The following is a 21,020-nucleotide window of genomic DNA, read 5'->3' as shown; positions in this document are numbered from 1 at the left end:
TCATGAAAATCAAATCAGTTCGCGCGCGCGTATTCGAGTGGAAGGGCAAGACCGTTCCACCGCAGGGCAATTTCTGCTCCAACGCCATGGACCTGGTGTATTCCAACACCGAGTCGATGAGCACCTTCCGTTTCCATTCGTGGACCGTGGTGGAGATCGAAACCGACGACGGCATCATCGGCCTGGGCAATGTCGCCCTGGCCCCGGCGATAGCCAAGGCGATCATCGATCAGTACCTGACGCCGCTGGTGCTGGGCCAGGACCCGTGGGACTATGAATACCTGTGGCAGCGCATGTACCGCGCCACCCACGCCTGGGGCCGCAAGGGCGTGACCATGGCGGCGATCTCGGCGATTGACCTGGCGATCTGGGACATCCTCGGCAAGTCGGTGAACAAGCCGGTGTTCAAGCTGCTGGGCGGGCGCACCAAGGAAAAAATCCCGGTCTATTACTCCAAGCTCTACCGCACCAACCTCGACGAGATGCAGGCCGAGGCGCAGAAGTACAAGGACGAAGGCTTCACCGCCTTCAAGATGCGCTTTGGCTATGGCCCGGCGCACCTGCAAAAAGGCGTGGCCGAAAACCTGAAGTCGGTCGAGGCGATCCGCGAGGTCATCGGCTACGACAACGACCTGATGCTCGAGTGCTACATGGGCTGGAACCTGGAATACGCCAAGCGCATGCTGCCGAAACTGGAAAAGTTCGAGCCGCGCTGGCTGGAAGAACCGGTGATTGCCGACGACATCGACGGCTACGCCGAACTGAACCAGCTCAGCAGCATCCCGATTTCGGGCGGCGAGCATGAATTCAGCCTCTACGGCTTCAAGCAGCTGCTCGACAAAAAAGCCGTGTCGGTGGTGCAGTACGACACCAACCGCGTCGGCGGCATCACGGCGGCGCACAAGATCAACGCGCTGTGCGAAGCCTACAGCGTGCCGGTGATTCCGCACGCCGGCCAGATGCACAACTACCACCTGACCATGAGCACGCTGGCCTCGCCCATGAGCGAATATTTCCCGATGTTCGACGTGGAAGTGGGCAACGAGCTGTTCTATTACATCTTCGACGGCGAACCGGTCGCCGAGAACGGTTTCGTGCAGCTCGACGACAACAAGCCCGGCCTGGGCTTGACGATGAAGACCGAGTTTCTCGACCAGTTCAACATCATCGAGTGAGCATGCAAGCACGCTACAAGGGCGTATTTCCGGTGGTGCCCACCACCTTCACCGAATCAGGTGAACTCGACCTGCCCAGCCAGTTGCGCTGCGTGGACTTCATGATCGACGCGGGCTCGACCGGCCTGTGCATCCTGGCCAATTTTTCGGAGCAGTTCCTGCTGTCGGACGACGAGCGCGAGGTGCTGACCTCCGCCATCCTCAAGCATGTAGCCGGCCGTGTGCCGGTGATTGTCACCACCACGCATTTCGGCACCTGGGTCTGCGCCGAGCGCAGCCGCCGCGCGCAGGACAGGGGCGCGGCCATGGTGATGGTCATGCCGCCCTACCACGGCGCCACCCTGCGGGCCAGCGAGGAGAAGATTTTCGAGTTCTACGCCGCGCTTTCCGACGCCATCGACATCCCCATCATGATCCAGGATGCGCCCATGAGCGGCACGCCGCTGTCGGTGGCCTTCCTGGCCCGCATGGCCCAAGAGATCAAACAGGTGTCGTACTTCAAGATCGAAACCGCCGGCGCCGCCTCCAAGCTGCGCGAACTGATCCGCCTGGGCGGTGATGCGATTGAAGGCCCATGGGACGGCGAGGAAGCCATCACCCTGCTGCCCGACCTGGACGCAGGCGCCACCGGCGCCATGACGGGCGGCGCCTATCCGGACGGCATTCGCCGGATCATGGATGCCTACACCGCAGGCAACCGCGAGGAAGCCGTCGCCGAATACACGCGCTGGCTGCCGCTGATCAATTACGAAAACCGCCAGGGCGGCATTTTGACGGCCAAGGCGCTCATGAAAGCCGGCGGCATCATCGCCTGCGAAGCGCCGCGCCACCCGTTTCCGGCCATGCACCCCGAGGTGCGCGAAGGCTTGCTGGAAACTGCCCGGCGGCTGGACCCGCTGGTGCTGCGCTGGGGAAAATGAGCATCGTCTTGGTCAGGGCTTCACCAACAGTGGCAATTTTTGGCCTGACTCAGGGTTTTCATAATTAAAGCAACTTTATTTAGTAAGTGTGTCTCCACTATAGTTCGGAGGTGCCTCAACACATAAACCTCCATCCTTCCTTTATCGAGGAGACACCATGAAAAAATCCACCGCCGCCCTGGCCCTGACCACTCTGGCTTTTGCCGCTTCCAGCGTCTTTGCCGCCGATAACGTCGTGATCGGCCTGATCACCAAAACGGACACCAACCCCTTCTTCGTCAAGATGAAGGAAGGTGCTGAATTGGAAGCCCATAAACAGCGCGTCAAGGTGATCAGCGCTGCTGGCAAGACCGACGGGGACAACGCCGGACAGATCACGGCCATGGAAAACATGATTGCGGCTGGCGCCAAAACGATCCTGATCACGCCCAGCGATGCCAAGGCCATCATTCCGGCCATCAGGAAAGCCCAGCAAAACGGCGTCATGGTGATTGCCCTGGACAGCCCGACCGACCCGGTCAGCGCCGTGGACGGCCTGTTTGCCACCGACAACTACAAGGCCGGCGTGCTGATCGGCCAATACGCCAAGGCTGCACTGAATGGCAAGACGCCAGTCATTGCAACTCTGGATTTATTCCCCGGCCACCCGGTGGGCGCCCAGCGCCACAACGGCTTCCTTCAGGGCTTTGGCCTGCAGTCGCAGGGCGCCAAGAGCAACGACCTGGCCAAGCCCGCCGAGGTGGTCTGCATGGCCGACAGCTTTGGCGATGCGGCCAAGGGCCAGACCGGCATGGAAAACTGCCTGCAGAAAAATCCGGCCATCAACCTGGTCTACACCATCAATGAGCCCGCGGCGGCCGGTGCCTACAAGGCGCTGAAGGCCGCCGGCAAGGAAAAGGATGTGGTGGTCGTCTCGGTGGACGGCGGCTGCGACGGCATCCGCGACGTGGGCGCCGGCATCATCGCCGCCACCGCGCAGCAATATCCGCTCAAGATGGCGGCCTTGGGAGTGATTGCCGGCGTGAAATATGCCAATTCCGGCCAAAAGGCCAGCGGCTACACCGATACCGGCGTGACGCTGGTTTCGGCCAAGCCGCTGCCCGGCGTGTACAGCATGGATGTCAAAACCGGCATGGCACTGTGCTGGGGGAAAAGATAAGCCGCATCCAGCGCTACGGCCAAGTCACCGCGCCCGATGGTGGCGGCTTCTAACTGCGCGGCGGTCAATCGCTATTTATTTGATAGCTATCTATGCCCGCCCGTATTGCGCAAACAACCAATTTTATTCAAAATAAGTCACTGCATCAGTGTTCAGAAGCGTACCGCGTCGGCCACCCGCTCGGCGCAGGCCCTGGCCTGTTCGGCATCGCGCGCCTCGACCATCACGCGCAGCAGCGGCTCGGTGCCGCTGGCGCGAATCAAAATGCGGCCGTTATCGCCCAACTCGATTTCCGCCGCTTTGGTCTGCGCCGCCAGCTCCGCGCTGCTCGTCCAGTCCTGGCCGGGCTTGAGCCGGACATTGATCAGGGTTTGCGGAAACAGCACCACATCCGACAGCAGTTGCGCCAGCGTTTGATTGCTGCGCGCGCAAGCCTGCAGCACCTGCAAGGCGCTGATCAGGCCATCGCCGGTCGTGTGCTTGTCCAGCGCCAGCATGTGGCCAGAACCCTCGCCGCCCAGCAGCCAGCCGCGCCTTTCGAGTTCTTCAAGAATGTAGCGGTCACCCACCTTGGCGCGCACAAACTCCACGCCCTTGGCTTTCAGGGCCACTTCCACCGCCATGTTGGTCATCAGGGTGCCGACGGTTCCGGGAACTTTTTCACCCCGGGAAAGGCGCTCGTTGACCATCAGGTAGAGCACTTCGTCGCCATTGAACAGCCGGCCTTGCGCATCCACCATCTGCAGCCGGTCCGCATCGCCATCCAGGGCAATGCCGTAGTCGGCCTTGTTGGCAAGCACTGCGTTGACCAGTGCCTGAGGGTGCGTGGCACCGACGCCATCGTTGATATTCAGTCCATCCGGCGCGCAGCCGATGGCGATCACCTCGGCGCCCAGTTCATGAAACACCATCGGCGCGATCTGGTAGGCCGCGCCATGCGCGCCATCGACGACGATTTTCAGGCCCTTGAGCGTCAGGTCATGGGCAAAGGTGCTCTTGCAAAATTCGATGTAGCGCCCCGCCGCATCGTCCAGGCGACGGGTCTTTCCAAGTGAGGCTGAATCGGCCCAGACCGGCTCTTCCTTCAGCGTTGCCTCCACCTCGAACTCCCATTCGTCATTGAGCTTGTTGCCCTGCGCACTGAAAAACTTGATGCCGTTGTCGGCAAACGGGTTGTGGCTGGCGCTGATCACCACGCCCAGGCTGGCACGCTGCGCCCGCGTGAGGTAGGCGACGCCGGGCGTGGGCAGCGGCCCGAGCAGCACCACATCCACCCCGGCTGAATTGAACCCGGACTCCAGCGCGCTCTCCAGCATGTAGCCGGAAATGCGAGTGTCCTTGCCAATCAGCACCGTCGGGCGCGCTTCGGTCCTGCGCAGGACGCGGCCCACGGCATGCGCCAGCCGGAGGACGAAATCGGGGGTGATCGGAGCCTCCCCAACGGTGCCGCGAATGCCATCAGTGCCAAAGTATTTTCTGTTCATGTGTATTGATCTTTTAAATCCCGTTGCCGTGCGGTTGCGTTGCTGATTTGACACAATTCACGGCTATTTTGGGAGGGGGTTTTTGCCTAAACCTGGCGCTAACTACGATGTGCATGCGGTAAATCAACAGCAGCGCTTAATCAGTTCGCAGCGGTCCAGACTTTGAGCGCCTGCACGGTTTCCCGCACATCATGAACACGCACGATGCGCGCGCCACGCTCGACCGCCAGCAAGGCGGCGGCTACGCTGGGCACCATGCGCTCAGCCACGTCCGGCGACTCACCCGCCGGGCCGCCACAAACGGCCGCCAGTGACGACTTGCGCGACCAGGCGGCCAGCAGCGGATAGCCCGCTGCCAGCAACTCGCGCTGGCGCGCCAGCAACGCAAAATTCTGCTGCACGGTTTTTCCAAAGCCCACACCGGCGTCCAGCACGATGCGTGACTTTTCAACCCCGGCAGCTTGCAGGCTGCGCGCGGCATCCTGCAAAAAAACAAGTACCTGTGCAACCACATCGCCCTCCATGGGCATGACTTGCATGGTTTGGGGCTCGCGATGCATGTGCATCAGGCAGACGCCGCAGTTCGGGTGTTCAGCCACGGCCTGCGCCGCACCGGGCTGGCGCAGCGCCCAGATGTCGTTGATGATGTCAGCGCCCAGGTCGAGCACGGCACGCATGACCTCGGGCTTGTAGGTGTCCACCGAGACCGGAACACCGAGCGTGACCGCATGCCGGACCACGGGCAGCACACGCGCCAGTTCCTGCTGCAGCGGCACGGGCGATGCCCCGGGGCGGGTGGATTCGCCACCGATGTCCAATAGATCCGCCCCCTCCTTGACCAGCTTTTCGCAGTAGGCAAATACGCCTGAAAAGTTGTTATCCGGCGAATAATAAGTGCCGCCGTCTGAAAAAGAATCGGGCGTGGCATTGACGATGCCCATGACGCGAGGCTTCGACAGGTCTAACTGAAAGCGCGAGGTTTGCCAGATCACAAAAGCTCCTTGTTAGCGATTTAAGTGCCGCCAGAAATGGTCAGCTCAATGAAAAACCGGGGACTGGCCCCGGTTTTTAGACTGTCTGGTGAACTGGACTGGTCAGTCAAGCCACGGTAGGCGCCGGATCGGTCGTGACAGCAGGGCTGCCTCCGCTCGGGCCATTGCCGCCACCACCGCCAACGGACGGATTGCGCGGCGTCCAGTCCTTGGGAGGACGCGGCTCCTTGCCGGCCATGATGTCGTCCATCTGCTCGACATCAATGGTTTCCCATTCGAGCAAGGCCTTGGCCATGGCGTGCATCTTGTCCTTGTTGTCCTCGATCAGCTTGCGCGCCAGGGCGTATTGCTGGTCGATGATGCGGCGCACTTCGGTATCGACTTTTTGCAGCGTCGATTCGCTCATGTTGTTGGTCTTGGTCACCGAGCGGCCCAGAAACACTTCGCCTTCATTCTCGGCATACACCATGGGGCCGAGCGCATCGGTCATGCCGTAGCGAGTGACCATGTCCCGGGCCAGTGCCGTGGCGCGTTCAAAGTCGTTGCTGGCGCCGGTGGTCATCTGGTTCATGAACACTTCCTCGGCAATGCGGCCACCGAACAGCATGCTGATCTGGCTGAGCATGTATTCGCGGTCGTAGCTGTAGCGGTCCTGCGCCGGCAGGCTCATCGTGACGCCCAGGGCGCGGCCGCGCGGAATGATGGTGACCTTGTGCACCGGGTCGCACTTGGGCAGCATCTTGCCGAGCAGCGCGTGGCCGGACTCGTGGTAGGCCGTGTTGCGGCGCTCTTCCTCGGGCATGACCATGCTCTTGCGCTCGGGACCCATCAGTATCTTGTCCTTGGCCTTTTCAAAGTCCTGCATTTCCACCGTGCGGGCATTGCGGCGTGCCGCCATCAGGGCCGCTTCGTTGCACAGGTTGGCCAGGTCGGCGCCCGACATGCCGGGGGTGCCGCGTGCAATCACGCTGGCGTTCACGTCCTGGCCGAGCGGAACCTTGCGCATGTGGACATTGAGAATCTGTTCGCGGCCACGGATGTCGGGCAGCGTGACATACACCTGGCGGTCAAAGCGGCCGGGGCGCAGCAGGGCAGCATCCAGAATGTCGGGACGGTTGGTGGCAGCCACCACGATCACGCCGACATTGGTTTCAAAGCCGTCCATCTCGACCAGCATCTGGTTCAGGGTCTGTTCGCGCTCGTCATTGCCACCGCCCACGCCCGCGCCACGCTGACGGCCGACGGCGTCGATTTCATCAATGAAGATGATGCACGGCGCATTTTTCTTGGCGTTGTCGAACATGTCGCGGACCCGGGCAGCGCCCACGCCGACAAACATTTCAACGAAATCGGAACCTGAAATCGAAAAGAAGGGAACCTTGGCTTCGCCGGCGATGCCCTTGGCGAGCAAGGTCTTGCCGGTGCCCGGAGGGCCGACCAGCAGCAGGCCACGGGGGATGCGGCCGCCGAGTTTCTGGAACTTGGCCGGGTCTTTCAGGAAATCAACCACTTCCTTGACTTCTTCCTTCGCTTCGTCGCAGCCGGCAACGTCGGCAAAGGTCACGGTATTTGTCGATTCGTCGAGCATGCGCGCCTTGGATTTGCCAAAGCTGAAGGCGCCGCCCTTGCCGCCGCCCTGCATCTGCCGCATGAAATACACCCACACGCCAATCAGCAGCAGCATCGGCCCCCAACTGACCAGCAGGGTCATGAGCAGGGAACCTTCCTCGCGCGGCTTGACGTCGAACTTCACATCGTTGGCGATCAGGTCGCCGACCAGGCCACGGTCAAGGTAGGTTGCCGTGGTGCGGATTTTTCGGTCGTCGGTCGTGGTGGCAATGATTTCAGTGCCGCCCTGACCTTCCGCGATGGTCGCGGCCTTGATGCGCTTGCCGCGAACCTCTTCGAGGAACTCGGAATAGCCCAGGTAATTCGAGCCTGCGCCGCCGCGTGTATCAAACTGCTTGAACACGGTGAACAGCACCATGGCAATGACCAGCCAGATTGCAATTTTAGAAAACCACTGATTATTCAAGGACTACTCCGATGTATGAATCCAAAACCGATTGGATGGCACATGCGCCTGATTTTAGGCGTTTCAAGGGCTTAAACCCGGGCATTGCGGCTTGCATCCCTTTGCTTGACACGGATTTAACGCAATATTTCGGCTTCAGGCGAAGCATTTCACACGGGCGTCACGTTTTTCAAGCCTCTGCCGACCAAAAAAGTTTCGGATGAATTTGAGCGCGAAGCCTTGGGCTTCATGCGCTTGACGACCTTGAAGCTGGCCTGGAACAGCTTGACCAGATCGTCATAACCGCTGCCGTGAAACAGCTTGACGACCAGCGCGCCGTCCGGCTTCATGCGGCTCTGGGCAAACTCCACCGCCAGTTCGACCAGATGCGCAATGCGCGCCGCGTCCGCCGACTCAATGCCAGACAGGTTGGGCGCCATGTCTGAAATCACAAGATCGACCTTCACCGGTCCTTTCTCCGTGGACAAAGCCTGCTCCAGCTTTGCCAGCACTTCGGGCTCCCGAAAGTCGCCCTGGATGAACACGACGCCTTCAATCGGCTCCATGGGCAACAGGTCCAGCCCGATGATGCGGCCATTGAGCGCCCCCACGGCCGCGCCTGTCGGCGAGAGCTTGCGCCGCACATACTGGCTCCAGGCGCCCGGCGTGCTGCCCAGATCGACCACGCAGTCGCCGGGCTTGATCAGCCCCAGCGTTTCGTCCATTTCCTTCAGCTTGAAGGCTGCCCGCGCACGGTAGCCCTCTTTGCGGGCCTGCTTGACATAGGGATCGTTGATGTGGTCGTGCAACCACGCTTTGTTAACTTTTTTACCTTTTGCATCGCCCTTGGCAATCACCTTGGTGACTTTGGGAAGTAGCTTATGGTCTGACTTGGCATTTACTTTCATGGGGCCTATTGTCGTCTTCCCGACTCCACCGATAATTAGGCATGGCTCAAATACAACTTACCCCTGCCCAGCGCAAAGACCACCGCGCTGAAGCGCACCATCTCAACCCCGTCGTCATGATTGGCTCCGACGGCCTCACGGACGGCGTGAAAAAAGAAATCGACGCCGCGCTGAACGCCCACGGCCTCATCAAGGTACGGGTGCAGTCCGACGACCGGACCGGCCGCGAAGAAATGTTTCGCTCCCTGGCCGAAGAACTCGATGCCGCGCCCATCCAGCACATCGGCAAGCTGCTGGTGTTCTGGCGGCCGATTCCGGAAAAGGAAAAAAAGGTCAGCGAAGACCGCATGGCCGGCCCGCGCGATGTCAAGGTGCTGAAAAACAGCTCGCGCTATGGCCAGCGGCCAGAAGTCAAGATGCTGCGCGTGCTCGGCAACCAGCGCCTGACCCCGGGCGGCACCGTCAAGCGCGCCAAACCCAGGCAGCAAGTCAGCGTCAAGAAACGCTCGCAGGACTAAAGCTTCCCAGCAGACGCAAAACCGACCCTTCCGGTCGGTTTTGCACTTTTCAGGGCGCCCGGCCCTTTAGATTCAACCCACTTGCCCACAGCTAGACGCGATGAACAATCCACTCCTTGACTTTTCCGACCTTCCATTGTTTGACCGCGTCCTGCCGGAGCATGTCGGCCCGGCCATGGATGATTTGCTGGCAAAGGCCGAAACCGCGCTGGCGCAGGTCACCGCCAGCGACTTTCCGGCGACCTGGAGCGGCATTGCCAGCGTGCTCGATGTGGCGACCGAAAACCTGGGCCGCGCCTGGGGCGCCGTCGGCCATCTGAACAGCGTGGCGGACACCCCCGAATTGCGCGCGGCCTACAACGCCGCGATGCCCCGCGTGACCGAATTCTGGACCCGCTTGGGCGCCGACGAGCGCCTGTATGCCAAGTACAAGGCCATCGACGTTGCCACGCTCAATGCCGAGCAGCGCCAGGCGCACAAGAATGCCATCCGCAATTTCGTGCTGTCCGGGGCAGAACTCACGGGAGCGGCCAAGGAGCGTTTTGCGCAAATCCAGGAGCGCCAGGCCGAACTGAGCCAGAAATTCAGCGAAAACTCGCTCGACGCCACCGATGCCTTTGCCTACTACGCCACCGATGACGAAGTCGCAGGCATTCCAAAGGACGTATTGCAAACCGCTAAAACGCAGGCCGAGGCCGAAGGCAAGCCCGGCTACCGGCTCAGCCTGAAGATGCCAAGCTACCTGCCCGTGATGCAGTTCGCCGAAAGCAGCGCCCTGCGCGAAAAGCTCTACAAGGCCTACACCACGCGCGCCAGCGACCAGGCCCCGGCCGAGTTCAGCCAGTTCGACAACAGCGCCGTGATGCGTGAAATCCTGGCCTTGCGCCAGGAGGAATCCCGGCTGCTCGGTTACCAGAATTTCGGCGAAGTCTCGGTGGTCGCGAAGATGGCCCAGTCGCCTGAAGAAGTCGTCGCCTTTTTGCGCGACCTGGCCCGACGCGCCCGCCCGTATGCTGAAAAAGACATCGCCGACCTGCGCACGTTTGCGGCCGAACATCTGAATCAGACCGACCCGCAGGCCTGGGACTACGCCTACATCGGCGAAAAGCTCAAGGAAGCGCGCTATGCCTTCAGCGAGCAGGAAGTCAAACAATATTTCACCGCGCCCAAGGTGCTTGCCGGCCTGTTCAGGATTGTCGAAACCCTGTTCGAAGTGCAGATTCGCGAGGATTCGGCGCCCGTGTGGAAACCCGGCGTGGCCTTCTACCGCATCGAGCGCGACGGCGAACTGGTCGGCCAGTTCTACCTCGACCAGCCGGCCCGCACCGGCAAGCGCGGCGGCGCCTGGATGGACGATGTGCGCACCCGCTGGCTGCGCCCCGACACCGGCAAGCTGCAAACCCCCATCGCCCATCTGGTCTGCAATTTTGCCGACAGCGTCGGCGGCAAGCCGGCCCTGCTGACGCACGACGACGTGACCACGCTGTTCCACGAGTTCGGCCACGGCCTGCACCACATGCTGACGCAGGTCAACGAGCATGATGTCTCGGGCATCAGCGGCGTCGAATGGGATGCGGTCGAGCTGCCAAGCCAGTTCATGGAAAACTTCTGCTGGGAATGGGAAGTGCTCAGGCAGATGACGGCCCATGTCGATACCGGCGAGCCGCTGCCGCGCGCCTTGTTTGAAAAAATGCTGGCCGCCAAGAACTTCCAGAGCGGCATGCAGACGCTGCGCCAGGTCGAGTTTTCGCTGTTCGACATGCTGCTGCACACCTCGCACAACCCCGACGAAGACCTGATGGGCCTGCTCAATGAGGTGCGCCGGGAAGTCGCGGTGATCTCCGCCCCGGCCTACAGCCGCACGGCGCACACCTTCAGCCATATCTTTTCAGGCGGCTACGCGGCCGGCTACTACAGCTACAAATGGGCCGAAGTGCTGTCGGCCGACGCCTATGCCGCTTTTGAAGAAACCGCAGCCGCCAACGACGAGACCAGCGAAGCCTCCGGCAAATCGACGGTCAGCGTGGAAACCGGCAGAAAATACCGCCAGGCCATCCTGGAGGCCGGCGGCAGCCGCCCGGCCATGGAGTCGTTCAAGGCCTTCAGGGGCCGCGAGCCTTCGCTGGACGCGTTGCTGCGCCACCAGGGCATGGCTTGAAAGCCCTGCTGAAAGTACGTCATATGACCGGACTGGAACCCATGAAATCAAGCAAGCTGCATTTTTTGGCCCCAAAAGCCTTGCTGGCTCTGGTGGCGGTGGCTGCCAGCCTTGCCTCGCCGCTGCTGCAGGCCCAGCAGGTTTACCGCATCATCGGGCCGGATGGCAAGGTGACTTTTTCCGACCGGCCACCACCGCCCTCGGCCAGCAATGCCAAGGTCAGCGAAACCGCTGCCAGCGCGGCAGGCGGCGAAGCGTTTGCCGGCCTGCCTTACGAGTTGAGGCAGGTGACGCTCAAATACCCGGTGGTTTTGTACACCTCCGACAACTGCGCGCCTTGCGGTGCCGGCCGTTCCCTGCTGACCAGTCGGGGCGTTCCCTTCAGCGAAAAAACAGTCACGACGGCTGCGGACAGTGGCGCATTGCAGCGCCTGAGCGGTGAAACCTCGCTGCCTTTCCTGACCATCGGAAGCCAGCAGATCAAGGGATTTTCGGATGCCGAATGGACGCAATTCCTGAATGCCGCCGGTTATCCGAAGTCGTCGGCATTGCCGTCAAACTACCGCCCGCCGGCTCCAGCGCCACTGGTCGCGGTTGCGCCAGCCCCGGGCACCACGCCGGCTGGCGAAGGCGAAGCAAAAGTCGTCAAGCCCGCCGCGCGCCCGGTCCAGCCACCGGCCAGCACCAGCAACCCGGCCGGCATCAAGTTCTAAGCGCCTGCCCGGGCCGCAAGCCTGGGAAAGCCTGGCTTAAAACACCAGGGTTTCAACGCCATCGTCCGTTCCCAGCAGGCACACATGGGCCTTCTGGAACGCAAACACTCCCACCGTCACCACGCCGGGCCACTGGCTGACCTCGGACTCGAAGACCAGCGGATCGGCGATCTTCAGGCCGGTCACGTCCAGGATGTGCTGGCCGTTGTCGGTCACCAGCGGCTTGCCGTCCTTGTGGCGCACGGTTGCCGCGCCGCCCATCGCTTCAAACTGGCGCGCAATGCGCCGGGTGGCCATGGGAATGACTTCGACCGGCAGGGGAAAACCGCCCAGCGTGGCCACGTATTTGGACTTGTCGGCAATGCAGATGAACCTGCGCGACTGCGCCGCCACGATTTTTTCGCGCGTCAGCGCCGCGCCGCCGCCCTTGACCATGTGGCCGGCGTGGTCGATCTCGTCAGCGCCGTCGATGTACACGGCCAGCTCGTCCACCTCGGTCGCATCAAACACCTTGATGCCCAGCGCCTGCAGCCGCTCGGTCGAAGCCAGAGAACTGGACACGGCGCCGGCAATCTGATCTTTCATGCTGGCCAGCGCGTCGATGAATTTGTTGACCGTGGAGCCGGTGCCGACACCGACAATGCTGCCGGCTTCAACATAATTCAGCGCGGCCTGGCCGACCAGGGTTTTGAGTTCGTCTTGGGTCATGGTGTGCTTTGCGAGGTTTGGAAGATGGGGTTGGGATGAGACGGGTTTTTGCGACAATCAGGACTCATGTCCTGCAGGCCAGTGCGCTTTGCCAGGCCCGCACAAATCCACCGCTACCTGCCCGAATTATCCAATGTCCCTGCTCCCCTACGCCCTGGCCCGTCCCTTTTTATTCGGGCTTGACCCCGAAACCGCCCACGAACTGACCATGGCCTCGCTGGCGCGCACCCAGGGAACGCTGCTGTCGGCGGCCTATTGCAGCAGCAAGGTCAGCGACCCCATCGAGCTGGCCGGACTGAAGTTTTCCAACCGCGTGGGCCTGGCCGCAGGGCTGGACAAGAATGCCCGCTGCATCGACGGCCTGGCCGCCATGGGATTCGGCTTTGTCGAAGTCGGCACCGTCACACCCAAGGCCCAGCCCGGCAACCCCAAGCCGCGCATGTTCCGCCTGCCCGAAGCGAATGCGCTGATCAACCGCCTGGGATTCAACAACGACGGCCTGGACGCGTTCCTGGCCAATGTGCAGAAGTCGAACGTGCGCAGGCAAGGCGCGAAAAACGCCCTGCTGCTCGGCCTGAACATCGGCAAGAACGCCGCAACGCCGATTGAAAACGCGGTGGACGACTATCTGATCTGCCTCGACGGCGTGTACCCGCATGCCGATTACGTCACCGTCAACATCTCCAGCCCCAACACCAAGAACCTGCGCGCGCTGCAAAGCGATGAAGCGCTGGACGCCCTGCTCGGCCGCATCGCCGAGCGCCGCGAAATGCTGGCCGGCCGGCACGGCAAGCGCGTGCCGATATTCGTCAAAATCGCGCCGGATCTCGACGATGCGCAGGTCGCGGTGATTGCCGCCACGCTCAAGCGCCACGCCATGGACGGCGTGGTGGCCACCAACACCACGCTGAGCCGCGAGGCCGTCAAGGGCCTGCGCCATGCCGAAGAAGCCGGCGGCCTGAGCGGTGCGCCGGTGCTCCAAGCCAGCAACCGCGTGATCGGCCAGTTGCGCGCCGCGCTGGGCAAGGGCTTTCCTATCATCGGCGTGGGCGGCGTGATGAGCGGGCTTGATGCCGTATCCAAGATCAAGGCGGGCGCCGACGTGGTGCAGATCTACACCGGCCTGATCTACAAAGGCCCGGCACTGGTCGCCGAAGCCGCAAATTCGATCAAAAATAGCCGTTAGCGCAATATCCGCAAGCCTAAGCAGCTATTATTTTTATAGCTATCAGCCAGCCAGGAGCCGCTGCGGCAAGTTCACTGCGTAACATCATTTACGCGTTTCCTGAAACTTTGCCTGCGCTGAAATGCCGACATCAAGCAGCGGTGCGTATAGAGTTGGAAATCAGCCCGCCTGCGCCAGCCGCAGGCGGCCAGCGCCTCTCTTGCCGGGAGGGCCACGGTCGCAGGACTGCCGGATCGTCGTCAAAATACCGAGGGAGGCGGCATGGAACTGCTTCAGCGGCTCAAGGAGTCGATTGCCTGGCTTGGCGGCGCGCTGGCCGCGCTGACGGCCATCTGCTACGCCACCGGCTACTACGCATTTCATGCCCACCTCACGATGCTCGGACTCGGGCGGGTGGTCGATTTCAAGCACGAGGACATGCTGCTGGAGGGCGCGCGCTTCTTCTTCGCGGTCACGGCCCACCTGCTGCAAATGGTCCTGGCGCTGGGCGCCGCAGGGGTCAGCGTGCTGGTGCTGGTGGCCTTGCTGGGCGAAATCGGGCCGCTTGCCCGGGGCGCGCGCCGTGTCGGCGAATGGCTGAGCGCCAAACGCACTGAACTGGGCGCCGCACGCCCGGCGCTCAAGGGCACGCTGCTGCTCACGGCTGTGGTCATTTTGCTGATTGCGCACACCGACCGATTCTTTTATCCGCTGCTCGCCCTGGGGCGCATCGACAGCCTGCTGTTTCGCACCGGCGTGCAGGCCACGGACGACTGCAGGGCCTTGATTCCGCTGACCGGCACCGGCTTGCCGCCGGCGGTTGCGGCCTCGCTGCTGATGCAGGGCGAGCGCTGCAGCGTCTTTTTGCTGGCCGAATTCCGGCGCCTGCTTGATGGCTACCTGGTGCTGCTGATCGCCATCAGTCTGGCCTTTTCCTTCAACGCCGCCATCAAGCCCCAGTTGCTGGCGCGGGCTTTTCGCCTGGTGCTGGCGGTCTATGCCATGGTGTACACGCTCTTGCTGCCGGTGGCCTTCGGCATCCTGGTGCGCGCTGCGGTTTACCCGGTGGCCAGCCTTGCATTCAAGGAAGGTCCGGCCGTCAGGGGCAACCTGATGACACGCAACGACAAAAACCTGCTGCTGTGGCTGCCAGCCGAACGAAAAGCCATCTGGTATCCGGGCGAGACCGTTTTGACCGTCCAGGTGATCGGCCAGGCCAACCTGTTTTTACGTCCTGAAGGAGGCGCGAAATGAATACGCAAAAAATCCCGCACCTGCCCGGCCTCATCAGCCTGGCCGCGCTGGCGGCACTGCTTTCAGCCTGCGCGCCCTTGCCACCAGCGCCCGGCCCGGGCCAGGGACCGCCTATGCTGCGCCCGGTCGGCCGGATCACGTCCATCGAGGGGTCCAATGCCTTTGTTGACCGGGGCAACCACGGCGCGGGGCAGCCCGCGCAACTCGGCCAGGCGCTGCTGGCCGGCGACCGCTTTTATACCGGCCCGGGAACGCGCATGAAGATCGATTTCTCGAACGGCGGCTACCTCGAAATCGACGAAAACACCGACCCCAGCCTGTTCCAGGATCTGGGCTGCCTGGTGGTGAGCCTGTTTCGCAGCGGCCGGATTTTCGTTGACAAGTCGGATGCCTGCGTCGAATCGCTGGGCACCAAAAGCCAGCAGTTCAGCAAGGTCGTCTATGCCGTCATGCCGGCCGGCCCGCACCTGCAGATCACCGTGGTCGAGGGCGAGGCACGCACCCTGCTGCCCGTCGTGGCAACGGTCCCCGCCGGCTGGCGCATTGACGTGAACAGCCGGGGCGTGCTGGCCGACGGCCGCGCCTACCGGGTGTCAGATGAAGCGATCCGGCAGTCCATCGGCTGGACGCTGTACTACCGCAACAGAAGCCGCAGTACGCCGACGCCTGAATTCCCCATTTTCAGGCTTCCTTTCCCGCGTGCCGTGCCGCCGCCGCAGTATCCAGCGCCCGGCCGCAGAAGTCCGGAATCAGGCGTGATCAGATAAGCCAGAAGCTATGAAATAGATAGCTACTCAAGCATGCACTGCACGCGCAAAAGGCATTTTTATGCCTCAATCAGGCACAAACCGGGCCTTGAATTTGACCTCGTCCTCCGGCAGGTCCAGCGTGACCAGCTGGCCCATCTTCTGGTCGCTCAGCCGGTAGGCGGCAAACAGGCTGTACTGGCCCTTGAAGTGGTAGCTTTCCAGGTCGATCAGCATGTAGGGGTAAGGCACAAACACCTCATGCTGGAAAATCGCCCGGTGCCGGTTGCGCGGCGACGGGAAAAGCTTGTAGTTCTCGGTGGTGATGCTTTTGGCGGAGGCCATGGTGTCTCGATTGCGGTGGGTTGTCGGCTGGCAGCTTACGGCTGTAAGCTCTAGCCCTATTTTCACGCACTGGATTTCATGACCGAGCACCACCCCACCCCGGACAAAGAGCAGATTGCCCTGCTTGAGCCTTTCGAGCGCCTCAACCTGCATCAGATCCAGCTGATCGCCAACCCCGAGCAGGCGGCCCGCGCGCTGGAGGAACTCGATGGCGTCACGGCGCTGGGCTTCGACACCGAGTCCAAGCCGACGTTCGCCAAAAACGAAGCCTCCACCGGACCGCACATCGTGCAGCTTTCGACGCTGGACCGGGCCTACATCTTTCAACTGGAAGACGCCGAATGCCGCCGCGCCGTCGCCGTGCTGCTGGAGACCCACCGGGTGATCAAGGCCGGCTTTGGCCTGGGCGACGACCGCCGCCGCATCATTCACAAACTGGGCGTGGACCCGCAGGGCGTGCTGGACCTGAACACCGTCTTCAGGGAGCGCGGCTACCGAAAGGACATGGGCGTGCGCGGCGCGGTGGCGGTGATGTTCAACCGGCGCTTCATCAAGTCACGCAAGGCCACCACCTCGAACTGGGCGAATGTGCATTTGCAGGAGTCCCAGCTGATTTATGCCGCCAACGACGCGTATGCGGCGCTTCGCGTGTATCAGGCGCTGGGGCTGGACTGAACTTTACAAAAGGAGTCCGGGCATTTGCACGGCCGATATGTTGAAGCATGAAGATCAAGTCACACCAACCACTGGAGTGACTCCATGAAATCCAAAGCCATCATCTGCGCCATTGCCGCCGCCTCTTTCAGCTTCACCTCGCTGTCCTTCGCGGATAACGATGACCGTCGCGGATCGGACCGCGAATCATCGCGCGCCGAGCAGCGTGGCCCCATGGGCCGGGATGGGCACGATTCGGGTCCGCGTGGTTTTGACCAGCGGGACCACCGCGACCAGCGCGACAACCGCAACGGCCCCAATTACGGCAACCGCGGGTTTGATCGTCAGGACGCCCGCGGCGACCGGAATTATGGCGCCCGAGGCCCGCAGTTCCATCGCGGCGGACGCATTCCGCAGGAATACCGCAACCGCCAATACGTGGTGAACAACTGGCGCGACCATCACTTGAACGCGCCGCCCCGGGGCCAGCAATGGGTTCAGGTGGGTGCGGACTATGCGCTGATCGCCATTGCCACCGGCGTCATTGCGCAGCTGATCCTCAGCCAGTAAGCACGGCTCAGTGCAGGTGGCGGGGCTTGCGTCCGCCGGTGCCGTGGCCGGCGCCGCCTTGCGAGCCGCCCGGGCCGCGTGGCGGCCGGCCGAGCTGCATTGAATTGGCCAGATCGTCGAAGCGGCGGCCAAACAGATTGTCAACGGCTTGCACGACCTCGCCCAGTTCGGAGCCGTCAAAATGCCGCTCCATCAGGCCGATCAGATCCTGCACCAGCAAATCGCGCTGGACCTGCATGATGGCGGCCGGCGTGGGGCCGACAAAATAAATGACGAAGTCGTCGCGGGCTTCCTCGTCCTCGCTGCCGCCCTCTTCCTCGTCGAAGTCGGCATCGTAGAAGGTGACTTCAATCGGCGCGCCGACCTCGGCCAGCTCATTCAGGCCCATGCACATTTCATCGAGCGCCTGGCGAAAATCGTCGCCGCCCGGAACCGTCCAGCACATCTGCAGCAAATGCTTGGGCGCATCGAAGCGGATGCCGGGCTCTTCCTCATAGAAGCTGGCCGCGCCTGCCGCCAGCGACTTGGAGCCGCCGTATTTCCACAGCGGCTTGAGCGCCTCCTGCAGTTGCTCAAAGCTGACTTCGGCACGCAAAGGCACTTCGCCGTGAACGTGAATTTCAAATGGTGTGTTGTAGCGCGACATGGAATTATCTTATCCACTTTCAAGGGGTCAATGGGCCTCGGGAAGCCGCCTCATGCGGTCCGTGAGCCCATAAAACACCGGGATTCTTAAAAATGATGCTGAAAAAAATGGGGCACGCCAGCGAAACCGGCTTCGCATCCCGCCTTGTGCGGCCCCGCAAAGGTCTGAAAGCTATTGTGCCACCATGCACCCTGGCGCCAAAACGTCCGCAAAACCGGGTATCCGGCAGCCGCCTCAAACGATGTAGTCCTACAGGCGCCCTGGTAAAACCGTTTTTAAATCAGGTGTTTTCAGCACCACCGCCAAGGCCCCCTTGAAACTCCCCGACACTCTTTTTGACCTGCCGCTGGCCACGCCGCCTGTGCCGACGCCCCGGTTCATCAACCTGCGCCCTCAGGATTCGTCAGGCCAGCAAGCCCGCACCGTCACCGGGGAACTCACCGAAGGGCTGATGGCTGATGCTGCCAGCGTGTCCCCGAAGTTTTTTTACAACCCACTGGGCTCCAGGCTGTTTGAAGCCATCACGGCGCTGGACGAGTACTACCCGACACGCACCGAGGCCGGTATCTTTGCAGCGGCCTCTGCGCAGATGGCCCGGACGCTGGCGGAACATGGTTTGAGCCATCCGTGCCTGATTGACCTGGGCGCGGGAAACTGCGCCAAGGCGATGGCCCTGATTCCCCATCTTCAGCCGCGCCAGTATGTGCCGGTCGATATTTCGGTGGATTTTTTGCGCGATGCCGCCGGACAGGTGCAACACCGTTTTCCGGCGCTCGACATCGTGGGCGTCGGCATGGATTTTTCGGCCGGCCTGGCCTTGCCCGACGCGGTCCAGGAGCGTGACCGGGTGTTTTTCTATCCCGGCTCCAGCCTTGGCAATTTCCAGCCGGCGCAGGCCCTGGCGTTTTTGCGGCAGATGGCCGATCCGGCGCTGGGCAAGGCGCACGGCCTGCTGCTGGGCATCGACCTGGTCAAGGACACGGCCACGCTCGAAGCGGCTTATGACGATGCGCTGGGCGTGACGGCGGCTTTCAACAAAAACCTGCTCTTGAACGTCAACGCGTTGCTGGCGGCGGATTTCGACGTTCGGCAATGGCGGCATGTCGCGCTGTTCAATGCCGCGCAGTCGCGCATCGAGATGCACCTGCAAGCGCTGTGCGGCCTGACGGTCAGCTGGCCCGGCCACTCGCGCCGCTTCCTGGCGGGCGAGCGGATTCACACCGAAAGCTCCTACAAATACACGGCAGAGACCATGGCGGCGCTGCTGAAGCAGGCCGGATTCAGGCAGGTCCGGCGCTGGAGCGACCAGCAGGACTGGTTCGCGGTGTTCTGGGCAGCGGTTTAGGCCATTTTTACAAGCAAAATAAGCCTTTTGCGCAATATGCACGGGCACTATCAGCTACATATTTAATAGCAAATACAACCTCATCCGTTGGTTTGGCGAATCCTGGCTACCATGCCAAATTTGACCTGAGCGCACCGTGAAACACCATCAGTACACCCACACCGCAGGATTCAGGACTTACGGCTTTCACGACCTGAAAGACCTCATGGCCAAGGCCACGCCAGCGCGCTCCGGCGACCTGCTGGCCGGCGTGGCCGCGCACAGCGCCGAAGAGCGCGCTGTGGCGCAGATGGCGCTGGCCGAGGTGCCGCTGGCCACTTTTCTGAACGAAGCCCTGGTGCCGTACGAGGACGATGAAATCACCCGGCTGATCATCGACACGCACGATGCGGCGGCCTTTGCGCCGGTCAGCCACCTGACGGTGGGCGACTTTCGCAACTGGCTGCTGGGCGACGAAGTGGACAGCGCGGTGCTGGCGGCGCTGGCACCGGGCATCACGCCCGAGATGGCGGCGGCTGTAGCCAAGCTCATGCGCAACCAGGACTTGATCCTGGTTGCCAAGAAATGCCGCGTGGTCACGCGGTTCCGCAACACGCTGGGTCTGCCGGGCCGCCTGGCCACGCGGCTGCAGCCCAACCACCCGACCGACGACGCCAGCGGCATTGCCGCCAGCCTGCTCGACGGCCTGCTGTACGGCAGCGGCGACGCCGTGATCGGCATCAACCCGGCCACCGACAACGTGCCGCAGGTCATCAAGCTGGTGACGATGATGGACGAGATCATCAGCCAGTACGCCATTCCAACCCAGTCCTGCGTGCTGACCCACGTCACCAACACGATTGAAGCCATCAACCGGGGCGCGCCGGTGGACCTGGTGTTCCAGTCCATAGGCGGCACCGAGGCGACCAACCGCAGCTTTGGCGTGAGCCTGGCCCTGCTGGGCGAGGCGCGCAGCGCGGCCTTGTCGCTGCAGCGCGGCACGCTGGGCGACAACGTGATGTATTTCGAGACCGGCCAGGGCAGCGCGCTATCGGCCAATGCCCACCACGGCATGGACCAGCAGACCTGCGAGGCACGCGCCTACGCCGTGGCGCGCCGTTTCAAGCCGCTGCTGGTCAATACCGTGGTCGGCTTCATCGGCCCCGAATATTTGTTTGATGGCAAGCAGATCATTCGCGCCGGGCTGGAAGACCATTTTTGCGCCAAGCTGCTCGGACTGCCGATGGGCTGCGATGTCTGCTACACCAACCATGCCGAGGCCGACCAGAACGACATGGACGTACTGCTGACCCTGCTCGGCGTGGCCGGCTGCAACTTCGTGATGGGCATTCCGGGATCGGACGACATCATGCTCAACTACCAGACCACCTCGTTCCACGATGCCCTGTACGCGCGCCGCGTGCTGGGCCTGCGGCCTGCGCCAGAGTTCGAGGAATGGCTGCAGAAAATGAAGATATTCAGCGAAGACGCGCAGTTCCGGCTGAACCCGTCGCTGCCGCCGGCTTTCCACAAGGCGCTGCTGCACCTGCCCTGATGCCGAGAACAA

The 21,020-nt window shown here is 62.2% G+C and carries 20 protein-coding genes; 13 read left to right on the top strand and 7 right to left on the bottom strand.

All coding sequences use genetic code 11. The features are described from left to right. Positions 1–2: 2 nt before the first annotated feature. From ABLV49_RS07765 to ABLV49_RS07755, 3 genes are all read left to right on the top strand, one after another. Entirely contained in the window at positions 3–1,175 is a 1,173-nt protein-coding gene (locus ABLV49_RS07765; RefSeq protein ID WP_349281041.1) for an L-rhamnonate dehydratase, read from the top strand. Positions 1,176–1,177: 2 nt separating this feature from the next. After that, a complete protein-coding gene (locus ABLV49_RS07760; RefSeq protein ID WP_349281040.1) occupies positions 1,178–2,095 on the top strand; it encodes a dihydrodipicolinate synthase family protein in 918 nt (305 codons plus the stop codon). A gap of 157 nt (positions 2,096–2,252) precedes the next feature. Next, positions 2,253–3,254 carry a sugar ABC transporter substrate-binding protein gene (locus tag ABLV49_RS07755; protein ID WP_349281039.1) on the top strand — a complete coding sequence of 334 codons (1,002 nt, stop codon included), beginning with the start codon at positions 2,253–2,255 and terminating at the stop codon, positions 3,252–3,254. A 152-nt stretch (positions 3,255–3,406) separates the two neighbouring features. On the opposite strand, the gene glmM is transcribed toward ABLV49_RS07755, so the two are convergent. The 4 genes from glmM to ABLV49_RS07735 all read right to left on the bottom strand — a co-directional run bounded on the left by glmM (position 3,407) and on the right by ABLV49_RS07735 (position 8,652). Next, a complete protein-coding gene (gene glmM / locus ABLV49_RS07750; protein ID WP_349281038.1) occupies positions 3,407–4,738 on the bottom strand; it encodes a phosphoglucosamine mutase in 1,332 nt (443 codons plus the stop codon). A 140-nt stretch (positions 4,739–4,878) separates the two neighbouring features. Further along, a complete protein-coding gene (gene folP / locus ABLV49_RS07745) occupies positions 4,879–5,730 on the bottom strand; it encodes a dihydropteroate synthase (protein ID WP_349281037.1) in 852 nt (283 codons plus the stop codon). 106 nt (positions 5,731–5,836) lie between these two features. Next, a complete protein-coding gene (gene ftsH / locus ABLV49_RS07740) occupies positions 5,837–7,765 on the bottom strand; it encodes an ATP-dependent zinc metalloprotease FtsH (RefSeq protein WP_011801990.1) in 1,929 nt (642 codons plus the stop codon). Between the two features lie 149 nt (positions 7,766–7,914). Continuing rightward, positions 7,915–8,652 carry an RlmE family RNA methyltransferase gene (locus tag ABLV49_RS07735; RefSeq protein ID WP_349281036.1) on the bottom strand — a complete coding sequence of 246 codons (738 nt, stop codon included), beginning with the start codon at positions 8,650–8,652 and terminating at the stop codon, positions 7,915–7,917. A gap of 41 nt (positions 8,653–8,693) precedes the next feature. Between ABLV49_RS07735 and yhbY the strand changes: the two genes are divergently transcribed. From yhbY to ABLV49_RS07720, 3 genes are all read left to right on the top strand, one after another. Continuing rightward, positions 8,694–9,170 carry a ribosome assembly RNA-binding protein YhbY gene (gene yhbY, locus ABLV49_RS07730; RefSeq protein WP_349281035.1) on the top strand — a complete coding sequence of 159 codons (477 nt, stop codon included), beginning with the start codon at positions 8,694–8,696 and terminating at the stop codon, positions 9,168–9,170. Between the two features lie 100 nt (positions 9,171–9,270). Further along, on the top strand, positions 9,271–11,328 hold the full coding sequence (locus tag ABLV49_RS07725) for a M3 family metallopeptidase (protein ID WP_349281034.1): 2,058 nt from the start codon (positions 9,271–9,273) through the stop codon (positions 11,326–11,328). 41 nt (positions 11,329–11,369) lie between these two features. After that, positions 11,370–12,041, top strand: a complete 672-nt coding sequence (locus ABLV49_RS07720) for a glutaredoxin family protein (protein WP_349281033.1) — start codon at positions 11,370–11,372, stop codon at positions 12,039–12,041. A 36-nt stretch (positions 12,042–12,077) separates the two neighbouring features. Here the strand turns inward: ABLV49_RS07720 and rpiA are convergent, their stop codons facing one another. After that, a complete protein-coding gene (rpiA, locus tag ABLV49_RS07715) occupies positions 12,078–12,749 on the bottom strand; it encodes a ribose-5-phosphate isomerase RpiA (protein ID WP_349281032.1) in 672 nt (223 codons plus the stop codon). Positions 12,750–12,882: 133 nt separating this feature from the next. Between rpiA and ABLV49_RS07710 the strand changes: the two genes are divergently transcribed. From ABLV49_RS07710 to ABLV49_RS07700, 3 genes are all read left to right on the top strand, one after another. Next, the gene (locus tag ABLV49_RS07710) at positions 12,883–13,935 is read left to right on the top strand and encodes a quinone-dependent dihydroorotate dehydrogenase (protein WP_349281031.1); all 1,053 of its coding nucleotides are present in this window, start codon (positions 12,883–12,885) and stop codon (positions 13,933–13,935) included. A 261-nt stretch (positions 13,936–14,196) separates the two neighbouring features. Then, positions 14,197–15,168: a hypothetical protein gene (locus tag ABLV49_RS07705; protein WP_349281030.1), complete on the top strand. Its 972-nt coding sequence runs from the start codon at positions 14,197–14,199 to the stop codon at positions 15,166–15,168. Continuing rightward, positions 15,165–15,935, top strand: a complete 771-nt coding sequence (locus ABLV49_RS07700; protein WP_349281029.1) for a hypothetical protein — start codon at positions 15,165–15,167, stop codon at positions 15,933–15,935. The genes ABLV49_RS07705 and ABLV49_RS07700 overlap by 4 nt, the downstream gene beginning before the upstream one ends. A gap of 66 nt (positions 15,936–16,001) precedes the next feature. On the opposite strand, the gene ABLV49_RS07695 is transcribed toward ABLV49_RS07700, so the two are convergent. Next, entirely contained in the window at positions 16,002–16,259 is a 258-nt protein-coding gene (locus tag ABLV49_RS07695) for a hypothetical protein (protein ID WP_349281028.1), read from the bottom strand. Between the two features lie 78 nt (positions 16,260–16,337). On the opposite strand from ABLV49_RS07695, the gene ABLV49_RS07690 reads away from it, so the two are divergent. Together ABLV49_RS07690 and ABLV49_RS07685 are read left to right on the top strand one after the other, a co-directional pair. After that, positions 16,338–16,934 carry a 3'-5' exonuclease gene (locus tag ABLV49_RS07690; RefSeq protein ID WP_349281027.1) on the top strand — a complete coding sequence of 199 codons (597 nt, stop codon included), beginning with the start codon at positions 16,338–16,340 and terminating at the stop codon, positions 16,932–16,934. An 84-nt stretch (positions 16,935–17,018) separates the two neighbouring features. Beyond that, positions 17,019–17,483 carry an RcnB family protein gene (locus tag ABLV49_RS07685; RefSeq protein ID WP_349281026.1) on the top strand — a complete coding sequence of 155 codons (465 nt, stop codon included), beginning with the start codon at positions 17,019–17,021 and terminating at the stop codon, positions 17,481–17,483. 7 nt (positions 17,484–17,490) lie between these two features. Here the strand turns inward: ABLV49_RS07685 and ABLV49_RS07680 are convergent, their stop codons facing one another. After that, on the bottom strand, positions 17,491–18,129 hold the full coding sequence (locus tag ABLV49_RS07680) for a DUF6806 family protein (RefSeq protein WP_349281025.1): 639 nt from the start codon (positions 18,127–18,129) through the stop codon (positions 17,491–17,493). A 313-nt stretch (positions 18,130–18,442) separates the two neighbouring features. Here ABLV49_RS07680 and egtD point away from each other — a divergent pair, with 313 nt between their 5' ends. Together egtD and ABLV49_RS07670 are read left to right on the top strand one after the other, a co-directional pair. Beyond that, positions 18,443–19,474, top strand: a complete 1,032-nt coding sequence (egtD, locus tag ABLV49_RS07675) for an L-histidine N(alpha)-methyltransferase (protein ID WP_349281024.1) — start codon at positions 18,443–18,445, stop codon at positions 19,472–19,474. Between the two features lie 205 nt (positions 19,475–19,679). Beyond that, a complete protein-coding gene (locus ABLV49_RS07670; RefSeq protein ID WP_432280024.1) occupies positions 19,680–21,008 on the top strand; it encodes an ethanolamine ammonia-lyase subunit EutB in 1,329 nt (442 codons plus the stop codon). The last annotated feature ends 12 nt before the right edge of the window (positions 21,009–21,020 follow it).

Source organism: Polaromonas hydrogenivorans (assembly GCF_040105105.1).
GTDB lineage: Bacteria > Pseudomonadota > Gammaproteobacteria > Burkholderiales > Burkholderiaceae_C > Polaromonas > Polaromonas hydrogenivorans.
Note: the sequence above shows the minus strand (reverse complement) of the source record. Positions and strands in the feature narration are given on the sequence as shown.